Annotated in this window: 12 protein-coding genes; 6 read left to right on the top strand and 6 right to left on the bottom strand. The window is 60.1% G+C overall.

Annotated features, from left to right (window positions below; genetic code table 11):
• Nucleotides 1-158: 158 nt before the first annotated feature.
• The gene (locus AC19YY_RS00540; protein ID WP_432754626.1) at nt 159-1,199 is read left to right on the top strand and encodes an NADP(H)-dependent aldo-keto reductase; all 1,041 of its coding nucleotides are present in this window, start codon (nt 159-161) and stop codon (nt 1,197-1,199) included.
• 97 nt (nt 1,200-1,296) lie between these two features.
• Here the strand turns inward: AC19YY_RS00540 and AC19YY_RS00535 are convergent, their stop codons facing one another.
• Nucleotides 1,297-2,433, bottom strand: a complete 1,137-nt coding sequence (locus tag AC19YY_RS00535) for an acyl-CoA dehydrogenase family protein (RefSeq protein ID WP_169950948.1) — start codon at nt 2,431-2,433, stop codon at nt 1,297-1,299.
• Between the two features lie 220 nt (nt 2,434-2,653).
• Here AC19YY_RS00535 and AC19YY_RS00530 point away from each other — a divergent pair, with 220 nt between their 5' ends.
• Entirely contained in the window at nt 2,654-3,574 is a 921-nt protein-coding gene (locus AC19YY_RS00530) for a GlxA family transcriptional regulator (protein ID WP_169900987.1), read from the top strand.
• Nucleotides 3,575-3,703: 129 nt separating this feature from the next.
• Here the strand turns inward: AC19YY_RS00530 and zapE are convergent, their stop codons facing one another.
• The 3 genes from zapE to AC19YY_RS00515 all read right to left on the bottom strand — a co-directional run bounded on the left by zapE (nt 3,704) and on the right by AC19YY_RS00515 (nt 6,887).
• Entirely contained in the window at nt 3,704-4,798 is a 1,095-nt protein-coding gene (gene zapE, locus AC19YY_RS00525) for a cell division protein ZapE (RefSeq protein WP_115129004.1), read from the bottom strand.
• Between the two features lie 79 nt (nt 4,799-4,877).
• Nucleotides 4,878-6,233: a tryptophan--tRNA ligase gene (locus AC19YY_RS00520; RefSeq protein WP_169950950.1), complete on the bottom strand. Its 1,356-nt coding sequence runs from the start codon at nt 6,231-6,233 to the stop codon at nt 4,878-4,880.
• 24 nt (nt 6,234-6,257) lie between these two features.
• The gene (locus AC19YY_RS00515; RefSeq protein ID WP_500603754.1) at nt 6,258-6,887 is read right to left on the bottom strand and encodes an alpha/beta hydrolase; all 630 of its coding nucleotides are present in this window, start codon (nt 6,885-6,887) and stop codon (nt 6,258-6,260) included.
• Nucleotides 6,888-7,034: 147 nt separating this feature from the next.
• Between AC19YY_RS00515 and AC19YY_RS00510 the strand changes: the two genes are divergently transcribed.
• A complete protein-coding gene (locus AC19YY_RS00510; protein ID WP_029291922.1) occupies nt 7,035-7,472 on the top strand; it encodes a Z-ring associated ZapG family protein in 438 nt (145 codons plus the stop codon).
• 198 nt (nt 7,473-7,670) lie between these two features.
• Here the strand turns inward: AC19YY_RS00510 and AC19YY_RS00505 are convergent, their stop codons facing one another.
• The gene (locus tag AC19YY_RS00505) at nt 7,671-8,231 is read right to left on the bottom strand and encodes a response regulator transcription factor (RefSeq protein WP_029291924.1); all 561 of its coding nucleotides are present in this window, start codon (nt 8,229-8,231) and stop codon (nt 7,671-7,673) included.
• Nucleotides 8,224-9,486 (bottom strand): ATP-binding protein, encoded by a 1,263-nt coding sequence (locus tag AC19YY_RS00500; RefSeq protein WP_169950955.1) that lies wholly within the window; start codon nt 9,484-9,486, stop codon nt 8,224-8,226. The genes AC19YY_RS00505 and AC19YY_RS00500 overlap by 8 nt, the downstream gene beginning before the upstream one ends.
• A 227-nt stretch (nt 9,487-9,713) precedes the next feature.
• Between AC19YY_RS00500 and AC19YY_RS00495 the strand changes: the two genes are divergently transcribed.
• The 3 genes from AC19YY_RS00495 to AC19YY_RS00485 all read left to right on the top strand — a co-directional run bounded on the left by AC19YY_RS00495 (nt 9,714) and on the right by AC19YY_RS00485 (nt 14,002).
• Entirely contained in the window at nt 9,714-10,430 is a 717-nt protein-coding gene (locus tag AC19YY_RS00495; RefSeq protein WP_099167563.1) for an SIMPL domain-containing protein, read from the top strand.
• Nucleotides 10,431-10,516: 86 nt separating this feature from the next.
• Nucleotides 10,517-12,118, top strand: a complete 1,602-nt coding sequence (locus AC19YY_RS00490) for an ABC transporter substrate-binding protein (protein WP_076964039.1) — start codon at nt 10,517-10,519, stop codon at nt 12,116-12,118.
• Between the two features lie 258 nt (nt 12,119-12,376).
• Nucleotides 12,377-14,002 carry an ABC transporter substrate-binding protein gene (locus AC19YY_RS00485; protein WP_169950957.1) on the top strand — a complete coding sequence of 542 codons (1,626 nt, stop codon included), beginning with the start codon at nt 12,377-12,379 and terminating at the stop codon, nt 14,000-14,002.
• The last annotated feature ends 204 nt before the right edge of the window (nt 14,003-14,206 follow it).

The raw sequence follows: 14,206 nt of genomic DNA, 5'->3' as shown, positions 1-14,206 counted from the left end.
AGACGCTATCGGGGGCTCGGGTCAGCGCGTCCGTTCAACGGCAAGATTCTTCGGCAGGCGGCGCATCACTTCCACTGCAGAAAGAGGTGGGCAATTATGCAGATTGCGAAAAAAAATTCAACCTGCTTTTATGATTGTTTTCCCCAAAGGAGTACCCGATGGATTATCGAAAGCTGGGCCGGACCGATCTGAACGTAAGCACGATCTGCCTCGGGACCATGACCTGGGGCGAGCAGAACACCGAGGCAGAGGCCTTCGCCCAGATTGAGCGGGCCAAAGGCGCAGGGATCAACTTCCTCGATACCGCAGAAATGTACCCGGTGCCGCCCAAGGCCGACACCTACGCCACCACCGAGCGCTACATCGGCAATTACTTCAAGAGCCGTGGCGACCGCGCCGACTGGATCCTCGCCAGCAAGATCGCCGGGCCCGGCAACACCATCGACTACATCCGCGACGGCCAGCTCAAGCACAACCGCAAACACATCGTCGACGCCCTGGACGCGAGCCTCAAGCGCCTGCAGACCGACTGGATCGACCTGTACCAGTTGCACTGGCCGGAACGCAGCACCAACTTCTTCGGCCAACTGAGCTACAAGCACCAGGAAGAACCCGACCTGACGCCACTTGAAGAAACCCTCGAAGCCCTCGACGAGCAGGTCAAGGCCGGCAAGATCCGCCATATCGGCCTGTCCAATGAAACGCCGTGGGGCACCATGAAGTTCCTGGCCCTGGCCGAGGCCCGTGGCTGGACCCGCGCGGTGTCGATCCAGAACCCCTACAACCTGCTCAACCGCAGCTTTGAGGTGGGCCTGGCGGAGATTGCCATCCGTGAACAATGCGGCTTGCTGGCGTACTCGCCGTTGGCGTTCGGCATGCTCAGCGGCAAGTACGAAGGCGGCGCACGGCCGGCCAAGGGCCGCTTGAGCCTGTACAGCCGCTTCAGCCGCTACTTCAACCCGCAATCGGAAGCTGCGTGCAGCCGCTATGTGGCCCTGGCCCGCGAGCACGGCCTGGACCCGGCGCAGATGGCCCTGGCGTTTGTGACGCAACAGCCGTTTGTGACCAGCAATATCATTGGGGCGACGACGCTTGCGCAGTTGGACAGCAACATCGCCAGTGCTGACCTGAAGCTGTCGAAAGAGGTGCTGGAGGGGATCGAGGCGATTCAGAAGGATCATCCCAATCCTGCGCCTTGATTGATCTCTAGAACGCCATCGCCGGCAAGCCGGCTCCTACATTTGGAACCCATTCCCCTGTAGGAGCCGGCTTGCCGGCGATAGCAGCACCAACGATTCAAAGCGCCCGCGCAATGATTTCCTTCATGATTTCATTGGTCCCCGCATAAATGCGCTGCACCCGCGCATCCGCCCAGGCCCGGGCAATCGGGTATTCCCACATGTAACCGTAGCCGCCGTGTAACTGCACGCACTCGTCGAGCACCTTGCATTGCAAGTCAGTGGTCCAGTATTTGGCCATCGCCGCCGTCGGCACATCCAGCTTGCCTTGCAGATGCTGTTCCAGGCACTTGTCGACGAATACCCGGCCGATCTGCACCTCGGTGGCGATCTCCGCCAGCTTGAAGCGGGTGTTCTGGAAGTCAGCAATCGCCTTGCCAAACGCCTTGCGCTCGCGGGTGTAGTCCAGGGTCCATTGCAACGCCGCTTCGGCCGAGGCCAGGGCGCCAATCGCCACGGTCAGGCGCTCCTGGGGCAGTTCCTGCATCAGGTAGGCAAAACCCATCCCCGCCTGGCCCAGCAGGTTCTCCTTGGGCACCCGCACGTCCTGGAAGAACAGCTCGGAGGTGTCCTGGGCCTTCATCCCCACCTTCTCCAGACGCTTGCCCTTGTCAAAGCCCGGCGTATCGGCCTCCACCAGAAACAGGCTGGTGCCCTTGGCGCCGGCCTTGGGGTCGGTCTTGGCGACCACGATCACCAGGTCCGCCAGGAAACCATTGGTAATAAAAGTTTTGGAGCCGTTGATCACATACTCATCGCCATCCAGCACGGCGGTGGTCTTGACCCCTTGCAGGTCCGACCCGGCGCCCGGCTCGGTCATGGCAATGGCCGTGACCATCTCCCCGGAAACGAGCTTGGGCAGGTACCTGTGCTTCAGCGCCTCACTGCCGTAATGCAGGATGTACGGCGCAACAATGTCCGAATGCAGGGAGAAGCCAATCCCGGTCAGGCCCAGGCGGCCGATCTCTTCGATCACCACGGTGCTGTAGAGAAAGTCCGCGCCCAGGCCTCCGTATTCTTCCGGCAGGTGGGAGCAGAGCATCCCCGCCTCCCCCGCCTTGCTCCACAGGGCGCGGTCAATATGACCCTGCTTCTCCCATTGCGCATGGAACGGCACCGCGTCTTTTTCGAGGAAGGTGCGCACGCTCTGGCGGAAGAGTTCGTGCTCGGAGCTGAACAAGGTTCTGGGAATCATGAGTCACCTGCGTCGATTGTCAGACAAAAACAAGATCACAGAGCCTAAGCTGCACGGACGTCACGGGACACTGGACACATGCGACAAAAAATAAGACGATCCAGCCGTTAGTTGACCACTTTCCCCTATAAGAATAATCGAAATTATGTCTAGCCTCGTCTCCACGCCCTTGCGGCGCGTCAGCATTTTGGCCATTGATCGGGTGTTTGCCTCTACCCTCATGCAAGCCAAGGATTTCTTCCACCTCGCCAGCCTGCGTTACGGCAAACAACAGGGCCTGGGCCTCACGCCGGCCTTTGAAACCCGCCTGGTAAGCCCCGACGGGCAATCGGTATGCAGCTTCAGCGATGTGATCATGCCGGTGGACGGTGGCCTGGAAAACGCCGACATCATTGTGCTGCCGGCGTTCTGGGACGACTTCGACGCCCTGAGCAAACGCTACCCGCAGATCCTGCCGTGGCTGCGCGAGCAGCATGCCCGGGGGGCGGTGCTATGCGGTGAGGCCACCGGGGTGTTCTGGCTCGCCGAAGCCGGCCTGCTCGATGGCAAGGAGGCGACCACCTACTGGCGCTTCTTCAACGCCTTCAGCGAACGCTTCCCCAAGGTCCAGCTCAATCAGGACAAGCATCTGACCGACGCCGACAACCTGTACTGCGCCGGCGGCACCACGTCGGCCTGCGATCTGTATATCTATCTGATCGAGCGTTTCTGCGGCGCCAACATCGCCCAGGCCGTGGCCCGCGACATTCTCTACGAAGTGCAGCGCAACTACGCGCCGGGGCGCATCGGTTTTGGCGGGCAGAAGCTGCACCAGGACGTGATCATCCTGCAGATCCAGCATTGGCTCGAGGAGCACTTCGCCGACAAATTCCGCTTTGAAGACGTGGCCCGCGAACACGGCATGAGCATCCGCAACTTTATGCGAAGGTTCCAGACGGCTACCGGCGACAAGCCGTTGCATTACCTGCAACGGCTGCGGATCGAGACGGCCAAGGGCTTGCTGTCGGGCAGCCGCAAGAGCATCAAGACCATCAGCTATGAGGTGGGGTATGACGATGCGAGCTTCTTTGCGCGGCTGTTCAGGCAGCACACGGAGTTGTCGCCGAATCAGTATCGCCAGCAATTCCAGCAGGCCGCCTAACTAAAGCCGGGCACAATCAAATGTGGGAGCGGGCTTGCTCGCGAATGCGGTGTGTCAGTTAACGAATAAGCCGACTGATACACCGCATTCGCGAGCAAGCCCGCTCCCACATTTTGGTTCGGTGTTTGCCTAAGGCTTGTGCGCCCGCGCCAGGAATTCGTGGGACTGCATCTCCAGCAAGCGGCTCAAGGTCCGTTGGAACTCGAAGTTCAAGCGCCCGCCGGTGTAGAGGTCCTTGAGTTCGACTTCAGCCGAGATGATCAGCTTGACGTTCCGGTCATAGAATTCATCGACCATGTTGATAAAGCGCCGGGCGATGTCGTCGGTGGTGACGCTCATTTGCTCGACGCCACTCAAGATCACGGCGTGGAAGATCTTGCCCAGTTCGATGTAGTCGTTCTGGCTGCGCGGGCCGTCGCACAGTTCGCGGAAGTCGAACCAGGCCACGTCATCGCAAGTACGCAGGGCAATGATCTGGCGATTTTCGATCATCAACTTATCGTTTTCCACCGCCTGGGTGCATTCCGGGGTCAGCGCGCGGAAGCTCTTGCGCAGGCTTTCGTGGGCCGCGTCGTCCAGGGGGAAGTGGAACAGCTCGGCTTGCTCAAGGTGACGCAGGCGGTAGTCGACGCCGCTGTCGACGTTGACGATATCGGTGTGCTGCTTGATCAGGGCGATGGCCGGCAGGAAGCGCGCGCGCTGCAGGCCGTCCTTGTACAGGCCGTCCGGCACGATGTTCGAGGTGGCGACCAGGGTCACGCCGTTCTTGAACAACTCCTCCATCAGGGTGCCGAGAATCATCGCGTCGGTGATATCGGACACGAAGAACTCATCGAAACAAATCACCCGCGCCTCTTGGGAAAAGCGCTTGGCGATGATAGTCAGCGGGTTCTTCTCGCCGTGCAGGGTCTTCATCTCTTCGTGCACGCGCTTCATGAAGCGGTGGAAGTGAGTGCGTGACTTTTCCTTGAACGGCAGCGCTTCGAAGAAGGTGTCGACCAGGTAAGTCTTGCCGCGACCCACGCCGCCCCAGAAGTACAAGCCCTTGACCGGCGTCTGGTCTTTCTTGCCAAACAGCTTGCTGAGCATCCCCGGCTTGCTCTGGGAAGAGGCGACCAGGTCTTCGTACAGGCGCTGCAAGTGGCGCACCGCCGTTTCCTGGGCAGCATCATGGAAGAAGTCGGGGCGCTTCAGATCAGCTTGATATCGTTCTAGGGGCGTCATAATTTCGTTAGCAAGGCAACAAAAACGGGCCGTCACTGTAACGACGGCCCCGGATAATGGCAATCAACCCTTGGTCGGGTCAGTCTTCGATTGGGGTCAACGCCACGCGCACAGCTTCGATGGCGGCATCCCGCGCAGCGCTATCGGCAAAGGCCGGGCTGTCGGCGATACACGCGCCGTCGAGCCACACCGTAAAACCAAGGGCCTCGCTGCGCACATCCAGCGCCTGGCCGGATTGCAACTGCTTGGTGACAGCGCCCGCCGCCTTGCCATCTGCGAAGTTGCGCGACAACAACAGTTGTTCGCCGTCGGCCGCCAGCAGGCGGAAACGGAAACTGCCGTCGTCTTCACGAAAGCTGACAAAACGCGCAGCCTTGACGGCCTTCTTCTTGGTGCTGGCAGCCTCGGGGGCCTGGTTGACGAACGAGCGCAGGCCTACCGCCTCACGCAGTTCTTGCAGGAATGGACCGGCAACGGCGCGGGCCTTCGTGGCGCCGATCAGCAGCAGGTCTTCCATGTCCGAAGGACGCGCCATCAATTGATGGTAACGCTCGCGGGCTTCGCCCAACTGGCCGTCCAGCAGTTGGAACAGGCGGCTCTTCGCCTCACCCCAACCCAGGCCATCGAGCAGTTCGCTGCGCAGTTGCTGCTCTTGTTCAGGCGTGGCGAACGCCTGGTACAGAGTGAACAGGTGCGAGTTGTCCGGATCCTTGGCTTCACCCGGCGCACGGGAGTCGGTGACGATCCGCGAGATCGCGTCCTTCATGTCCTTGGCGCTGGTGAACAACGGGATGGTGTTGTCATAGCTTTTCGACATCTTGCGCCCATCCAGGCCCGGCAAGGTGGCGACGCTTTCTTCGATCAACGCCTCGGGCATGGTGAAAAACTCCCTGCCCTTGCCAAACAGGTGGTTGAAACGCTGGCCGATATCACGGGCCATTTCCACGTGCTGGATCTGGTCGCGGCCGACCGGCACCTTGTGCGCGTTGAACATCAGGATGTCCGCCGCCATCAGTACCGGATAGCTGTACAGGCCCATGCTGATCCCGGCATCCGGGTCTTCGCCGTTTTCCAGGTTCTTGTCCACCGAGGCCTTGTAGGCGTGGGCGCGGTTGAGCAGGCCCTTGGCCGCGACGCAGGTGAGCAGCCAGGTCAGCTCGGGAATTTCCGGGATGTCGGACTGGCGGTAGAACGTCACCCGGTTCACATCCAGGCCACCAGCCAGCCAGGTCGCGGCGATTTCCATGCGCGAGCGCTGGATGCGCTGCGGGTCATCGCACTTGATCAGGGCATGGTAGTCGGCCAGGAAGTAGAACGAATCGGCATTGGCGTCCTGGCTGGCGAGGATCGCCGGGCGGATGGCACCGGCGTAGTTGCCCAGGTGCGGGGTGCCGGTGGTGGTGATGCCGGTGAGGATACGGGTACGAGTCGTCATGGGTAATCGCTTATCAGACTGCTATCAATTCGAAAGGCGCGGCAGCACCAGATCCTTGAGATCGGTAAGCTTGCCATGAAAAAAGTGCCCGCATTCTGCCACTTTCAGCAGCTCATGGGGGCGTTTGAGGGCCGCGGACCAGTCGTAGACCAGTTGCGGGTCGACCACTTCGTCGGTTTGCGGCTGGATCACGGTCAGCGGGCAGCCCTGTGGAAGCTGGTCCTCATCACGCAAACGCATGACGGCCGGAGCGACCATGAACAGGTGCGCGAGTTTTTCGCCCTTGGCTTCCAGGCGCCCGCCCAGGCTTGCGGCCACAAATCCACCGAACGAGAAACCCAGCAAGGTGATGGGCAGGTCCGGGTGTTTTTCACGCAGCCAACTGACGGCAGCTTCGGCATCGTCCACTTCACCGGTGGCCATGTCATGGGTACCGGCACTGGCACCCACGCCACGGTAATTGAAACGCAAAGTAATCAAACCGGCGTCGCGGGCGGTGCGTTGCAGGGTCGATACGACTTTATTGAGCATGGTCCCACCCTGCACCGGGTTGGGGTGGCAGATCAGCGCCAGGCCACGCGGCTCGGGGTGATCCAGGTACAAGGCTTCCAATTGGCCTACCGGGCCATCGATCAAAACGGGGGTTTCACGCATGAGCAAGGAATGAACTCCGTGACCTCTCAAGGGGTCGACTCGTCTAGCTAAAAGTCTGTGCATGGCATCATTGCGAGCTTAATCGCGGTATACAGCGCAGGTCCGAGCCGTTAACGTAAAGCAAAGCCGTTTATAGAGGAAGGACTCGTGGAACACTCGCTCTTAGTTTGGTTGTTGCCGACTCTTGCCCTGGTTGCCGGTGTCGCCATTGGATTCCTGGTTGCTCGCCTGCTGCCGAATGCCGCGCCTAACCGCACGCAGCGTCAGCTGGATGACATTCAGGAACGTTTTGACAGTTATCAGAACGAGGTTGTTACCCACTTCAACAGCACCGCGACCCTGGTCAAGAAGCTCACCCAGAGCTACCAGGAAGTACAGGATCACCTCGCCGATGGCGCCAACCGCCTGGCCCTGGACGACATCACCCGTCAGCGCCTGCTGGCCGCGCTGCATTCCGATGCCACGCAAGCCCCACGGGAGCGCCTGACCCCGCCGCGGGAAAACCAGGAACCGCCGCGGGACTACGCGCCAAAAACGCCGAACGCCCCCGGCATGCTGGATGAGCATTACGGCTTGAAAAAGTAAGGCGTTTTCAAACCACACAAAAAGCCCGGCTGATCGATGATCAGCCGGGCTTTTTGTTGGAACTGGATCGGCAGAACAATGGAGATCCCATGTGGGAGCGGGCTTGCTCGCGAAGGCGCAGTGTCAGTTATTAAAGACTTGACTGACATTCCGCCTTCGCGAGCAAGCCCGCTCCCACACAAGCCCACTCACCGTAGTTCAGCGCCGTACCGGACGCTTCTGCAACTTGCGCTGCAAGGTCCGGCGGTGCATGCCCAGGGCGCGGGCAGTGGCCGAAATGTTGCCTTCATGCTCGGTCAGCACGCGCTGGATGTGCTCCCACTGCAGGCGGTCCACCGACATCGGGTTCTCCGGCACGAGGGTGTCGAGGTCGGCATGCTCGGAGAGCAAGGCGGCCAGCACATCATCGGCGTCCGCCGGCTTGCACAGGTAGTTGCAGGCGCCGCGCTTGATCGCCTCGACCGCAGTGGCAATGCTCGAGTACCCGGTGAGGATCAGCACGCGCATTTCCGGGTCCAGCTCCAGCAACTTGGGCAACAGCACCAGGCCCGAGTCCCCGTCCATTTTCAGGTCCAGCGCCGCGTAGTCCGGCAGGTCGGCCTGGGCGATGGTCAGGCCTTCTTCGGCGGAACCTGCGGTGCTGACGCGAAACCCGCGACGGCTCATGGCTCGCGCCATCACGCGGGTAAAGGTGGCATCGTCATCTACCAGCAACAGGTGCGGCAGTTCTTCGCCTTCGACTTGGATCTCGTCACTCATCGATGTCTCCTCGTGCAGCACGGGGCAGGCGCAGCTCGGTGAGCGTGCCGCCTTCCTCATGGGGGTAAAGTTTCACCGAGCCGCCAGCACGGGTCACGCTGGCCTTGCTCAAGAACAGGCCCAGGCCGAAGCCTTTGCCCTTGGTGGTAAAGAATGGCTTGCCGATCTGCTCGGCAATGGCCAACGGCACACCGGCACCGTGGTCGCGAATGCTGATGGTGAGGTTTTCCCAATCCCAGTCCAGCTGCACTTCCAGCCCTTCCGGGCAGGCATCGGCTGCATTGTTCAACAGGTTCAATAACGCCTGGGTCAAATCCGGTGGTGGCGCCATGCGCGGCACTGCGCCCTGCCCCAGCAGGTGGAAACGGTAACTGGCTTCGGGCCGCATCAAGTGCCAGCGGTTCAGGGCTTCGTCCAGCCACTGGGTGACGTCTTGCATATCCACCGCCAGGCGCCGGTTGGCTTCAGCGGCGCGCACCAGTTGCTGCAGGGTTTGCTTGCACTGCTTGACCTGTTCCTGCAGCACGCTGAGGTCGTCCTGCAAGGCCGGGTCGTGATGGTCCTGGCGCATTTCCTTGATCAGCACGCTCATGGTTGCCAGCGGCGTGCCCAGTTCATGGGCCGCGCCGGCGGCCTGGGTCGCCACTGCCAGCAGTTGCTGGTCGCGCAGGCCTTCTTCACGGCGGATAGCGCGCAGTTCTTCCTGGCGCCGCAGTTCTTCGGCCATGCGCGCGGCAAAAAACGTGATCACCGCCGCCGACAGCGCGAAGCTCAGCCACATGCCGTAGATCTGCAGGTTTTCCCGGGCGATCGGGAAGGTTTCCAGGGGATAGAACTGCGCCAGCAACAAGGTGTACAGCGCCAGGGCAATCCCCGACAGGATCACCGAATAGCGCCACGGCAAGGTCACGGCGGCGATGGTCAGCGGTACCAGGTAATAGGAAACGAAGGGGTTGGTGGAACCACCGGAGAAATACAGCAACACACTGTGGATAAACAGGTCGCAGGCCAGTTGCAGGGCGTACTCAAGCTCGGTCACTGGCCAGGTGGTGCGCAGCCGGATGGCGGTGAACACACACAGCACCGTGGAAAAGGCCAGGGTCACCCACAGTTGCAGCCAAGGCAGCGGCAGCAGTTCAAACCAATAGGCGAGCCCGACGGAACCGGCCTGTGCGGCCAGCACCAGGGTGCGGATAAACGTCAGGCGCCAGAGGTTCTGGCGAGTGGCGGAAGTCAGTTTTACGGGGGCGAGCATGAGCTCTCCTGATGAGCGCTCCAGGCGGATCGCAGCAAGTATAAACGAAGCGACAGTACAGGCAGCGCGTGTGTGGCCCTTTGACGCAGGTCATGGCTTATATGAAGGGTCAAGGCGGATTTTACCGTTCGTCGGCATCGTACCCAGATGTAGAGAATTTGTAACCCGCCGAACCCCAATCGCCCGTCTACAGTCTTACCGAACACGATCACCCTCAAGGAGCTTCCATGTCACGTTTCACTCGCAGTGCCGCCCTTATTGCCCTCAGCGTTGGCAGCGTAGCCAGCCTGCCTGCGCTGGCCGCCGATCAACTGCACTACAACCAGATTTCCCTGCGGGCCGAAGTCAGCCAGGAAGTGGCCCGTGACAAGATGATCGTCACTCTCTACACCGAGTCGCAAAACACCGACCCGGCCAAGCTCGCCGCCGAAGTCACGACCATCATGAACAAGGCGTTGGGCGAGGCTCGCGAAGTAAAAGGCGTGACCCTGCGCCAGGGCAGCCGCAACAGCTATCCGATCTACGACAACAAGAACCAGAAGATCACCGGCTGGCGCGAGCGCGCCGAACTGCGCCTGGAAAGTGCCGACTTCCCGGCGCTGTCCAAGCTCACCGGCGAGCTGCTCAACACCCTGAAAATGGACAATATGGACTTCGCCATTGCCGACCCAACCCGCAAGGCCAGCGAAGATGCCCTGCTCAAGGATGCGGTCGCCGCGTTCAAGGCCCGTGCCCAACTGGCCACCGATGCACTCGGCGGCAAGGGCTACAAGATCGTTAACCTGAACTTCAACACCAACGGCTACCCAATGCCGTACGCGCGAAATGGCGGCATGATGATGAAGGCGGCGGCAATGGATTCGGCGCCGACACCTGAAGTCGAAGCCGGCACCAGCCAGGTCAGCATGAGCGCCGATGGCGTGATTGAAGTACAGATGCCATAAGCCTTACCTGATGACCCACAACGGCGGTAACCTCGGTGACCGCCGTTTTTTTTGGCCGTTGTTTACCTGCCATCTCAGGGGTCACCATGGATAGAACTGTCTTTAAGCCGCTCCTTCTCGCTGCCAGCCTGCTGGCGTGCATGCCCACGGCCCAAGCGGCAAGCACCCTGGTCTACTGCTCCGAAGCCAGCCCCGCCGGGTTCGATCCGAGCCAGTACACCAGCGGCACCGATTTTGATGCCTCGGCCGAAACCGTGTTCAACCGCCTGACCCAATTCAAGCGCGGCGGGACCGAAGTCGAGCCGGGCCTGGCGACCCGTTGGGAGGTGTCCAAGGACGGCCTGGCCTACACCTTTCACCTGCGCGACGGGGTCAAGTTCCACAGCACCGAGTACTTCACCCCGACCCGCGACTTCAATGCCGACGACGTGCTGTTCACTTTCCAGCGCCTGCTGGACGCCAACCATCCATTCCGCCAGGCCTACCCGTCCGAGTCGCCGTACTTCACCGATATGGGCCTGAACACCACGATCAAAAGCGTGGAAAAGCTCGACGAGCACAGCGTGCGCTTCAACCTCAATAACGTCGATGCCGCTTTCGTACAGAACCTGGCCATGAGCTTTGCATCCGTGCAATCGGCCGAGTACGCGGCGCAGTTGCTTAAAGACGGCAAGGCCGCCGATATCAACCAGAAACCGATCGGCACCGGGCCGTTTGTGTTCAAGCGCTACCAGAAGGACTCGCAGATTCGCTACGTCGCCAATAAAGACTATTGGAAGCCTGAGGATGTGAAACTCGACAGCCTGGTATTTGCGATCACCCCGGACGCCGCGTCGCGCCTGCAAAAGCTCAAGGCCGGCGAATGCCAGGTCAGCGGCTATCCGCGCCCCTCGGATATCGAGGTGATGAAGCAGGATCCAAACCTGCGTGTGCTGCAGCAGGCGGGCTTCAACCTGGGCTTCCTGGCCTACAACGTGACCCATCCGCCGCTGGACCAGCTCAAGGTGCGCCAGGCCCTGGACATGGCCATCGATAAGCCGGCGATTATCCAGGCGGTGTACCAAAGTGCCGGGCAATTGGCGCAGAACGCACTGCCGCCGGCCCAGTGGTCTTATGACCCCAGCATCAAGGACGCACCGCACGACCCTGCCAAGGCCCGGGCGCTACTAAAAGAAGCAGGGGTTGCACCAGGTACCACCATCAATCTGTGGGCGATGACTGTGCAGCGCGCCTCCAATCCCAACGCGCGAATGTCGGCGCAGATGATCCAGCAGGATTGGGCCAAAGTCGGGATCACTGCCAATATCGTCAGCTATGAGTGGGGCGAATACATCAAGCGCGCAAAAAACGGCGAGCACGATGTGATGATCTACGGCTGGACCGGCGACAACGGCGACCCGGATAACTGGCTGGGCGTGCTCTACAGTTGTGCCGCGGTCAAGGGCAGCAACTATGCAAAATGGTGTAACCCGCAGTACGACCAACTGGTGCAGAAGGCCAAGCTCAGCAGTGACCGTGACGAACGCATCAAGTGGTATCAACAGGCGCAAAAAATACTTAAGGATCAAGTACCTATAACGCCTATTGCGAACTCGACGGTTTTCCAGCCGCTGCGCAAGGAAGTCCAGGACTTCAAGATCAGCCCGTTTGGCCTGACACCGTTCTACGGCGTAAGTCTGAATAAGTAACAACCATGCCCCAACCGGGTGCGCCAGACACCTCGGTTGGGCTTATTCGGTGCACTCCACGCACCGAAAAAAGCCCTCGAAAATACAGTTTCGTGTCGAAAATTATATGAATGCGACATTCCTGTACGTTCGTACCACTCTTTGGCAGTTGTAGCCTCTCAACGTCTTGCAATGGGTATGGGGCCTGCATAAGTATCCGCAGGCCGACTCACGAGGTCGCCCTCAATTCCAAAAATGACAACAAATCATGAGGCCAACATGCTTAAACACGCAGTCATTCCGTTTTTAGTCAGCGCCGGTTTAATGGCCGCTGCACCTTTCGCCCAGGCGGCGACTAATCTGGTGTTCTGCTCCGAAGGGAGCCCGGCGGGTTTCGACCCAGGCCAGTACACCACCGGAACAGACTTCGATGCTTCGGCCGAAACCATGTTCAACCGGCTCAGCCAGTTCGAGCGCGGCGGCACCGCCGTGATTCCTGGCCTGGCCACCAGTTGGGACGTTTCCGAAGACGGCCTGACCTACACCTTCCACCTGCGCGAAGGGGTCAAGTTCCACACCACGCCGTACTTCAAGCCAACTCGTGAATTCAACGCCGACGACGTCCTCTTCACCTTCAACCGGATGATCAATAAAGACGATCCATTCCGTAAGGCCTACCCCACCGAGTTCCCGTACTTCACGGACATGGGGATGGACACCAACATCAAGAACATCGAGAAAATCGACGACCACACCGTCAAGTTCACCCTTGGCACCGTGGACGCCGCGTTTATCCAAAACCTGGCCATGAGCTTCGCCTCGCTACAGTCGGCTGAGTACGCCGCCCAACTGTTGAAGGAAGGCAAGCCCCAGGACATCAACCAGAAGCCGGTCGGCACTGGTCCGTTCGTGTTCAAGAGCTACCAGAAAGACTCCAACATCCGCTACACCGGCAACAAGGACTACTGGAAGCCTGAAGACGTGAAGATCGATAACCTGATCTTCGCCATCACCACCGACCCATCGGTGCGTATCCAGAAGCTCAAGAAGAACGAATGCCAGGTGACCTTGTTCCCACGTCCGGCCGACCTCAAGGCACTGGGCGAGGACAAGACTTTGAAACTGCCGCACCAGGCCGGTTTCAACCTGGGCTATATCGCCTACAACGTCATGCCTGTGCTCAAGGGCCAGACTGCCGCCAACCCATTGGCCGACCTGCGCGTGCGCCAGGCCCTGGACATGTCGGTCAACAAGCAGCAGATCATCGACTCGGTATACCAGGGCGCAGGCCAACTGGCGGTCAACGCCATGCCGCCGACCCAGTGGTCCTATGACGAGACCATCAAGGACGTCCCGCACGACGTGGCCAAGGCCAAGGAACTGCTCAAGCAAGCCGGCGTCAAGGAAGGCACCGAGATCACCTTGTGGGCCATGCCCGTCCAGCGTCCGTACAACCCCAACGCCAAGCTGATGGCCGAGATGCTGCAAAACGACTGGAAGCAGATCGGCTTGAAGGTCAACATCGTCAGCTACGAGTGGGGTGAGTACATCAAGCGCTCCAAGGGCGGCGAGAACCAGGCCATGATCATCGGCTGGAGCGGTGATAACGGTGACCCGGACAACTGGCTGAACGTGCTGTTCGGCTGCGACTCCCTGTCCGGCAACAACTTCTCCAAATGGTGTGACAAGAAATTCGACGGCATCGTAAAAGAAGCCAAGGCCACCTCGGACGTCGCCAAGCGCACCGAACTGTATAAACAGGCGCAACACGTCCTCAAAGATGCAGTCCCCATGACACCTATCGCGCACTCGACGGTGTATCAACCCATGCGTTCCAACGTGCAGGACTTCAAGATCAGCCCATTTGGCTTGAATTCCTTCTACGGGGTGAGCGTCAGCAAGTAGTGATCTTTGACGGCGACGTTTCATAACGTCGCCGTTATTGCATCCGCCAAGACCCTAGGAATCGAACTACTTTCGCAGAGGCTGCCGTCCTACAGCAGCTAACTGCGCAGGTTCCGTCCGATACCTACACGGTCTGTCCGGTTCTGCGCATTTACTGCCCTGCCCTCGTTCCCTAACGTCGAGGTAGGCAAACGCGTAGTTCCG

The organism is Pseudomonas sp. MF09156 (assembly GCF_059862305.1).
Note: the sequence above shows the minus strand (reverse complement) of the source record. Positions and strands in the feature narration are given on the sequence as shown.

Bases quoted from the DNA above. Each gene is read 5' to 3' on its own strand.
- AC19YY_RS00530 (WP_169900987.1), top strand. From the start codon at position 2,654: ATGCAAGCCAAGGATTTCTTCCACCTCGCCAGCCTGCGTTACGGCAAA.
- AC19YY_RS00490 (WP_076964039.1), top strand. From the start codon at position 10,517: ATGGATAGAACTGTCTTTAAGCCGCTCCTTCTCGCTGCCAGCCTGCTG.
- AC19YY_RS00515 (WP_500603754.1), bottom strand. From the start codon at position 6,887: ATGCGTGAAACCCCCGTTTTGATCGATGGCCCGGTAGGCCAATTGGAA.
- AC19YY_RS00495 (WP_099167563.1), top strand. From the start codon at position 9,714: ATGTCACGTTTCACTCGCAGTGCCGCCCTTATTGCCCTCAGCGTTGGC.
- AC19YY_RS00485 (WP_169950957.1), top strand. From the start codon at position 12,377: ATGCTTAAACACGCAGTCATTCCGTTTTTAGTCAGCGCCGGTTTAATG.
- AC19YY_RS00540 (WP_432754626.1), top strand. From the start codon at position 159: ATGGATTATCGAAAGCTGGGCCGGACCGATCTGAACGTAAGCACGATC.
- AC19YY_RS00505 (WP_029291924.1), bottom strand. From the start codon at position 8,231: ATGAGTGACGAGATCCAAGTCGAAGGCGAAGAACTGCCGCACCTGTTG.
- AC19YY_RS00520 (WP_169950950.1), bottom strand. From the start codon at position 6,233: ATGACGACTCGTACCCGTATCCTCACCGGCATCACCACCACCGGCACC.
- zapE (WP_115129004.1), bottom strand. From the start codon at position 4,798: ATGACGCCCCTAGAACGATATCAAGCTGATCTGAAGCGCCCCGACTTC.
- AC19YY_RS00500 (WP_169950955.1), bottom strand. From the start codon at position 9,486: ATGCTCGCCCCCGTAAAACTGACTTCCGCCACTCGCCAGAACCTCTGG.
- AC19YY_RS00535 (WP_169950948.1), bottom strand. From the start codon at position 2,433: ATGATTCCCAGAACCTTGTTCAGCTCCGAGCACGAACTCTTCCGCCAG.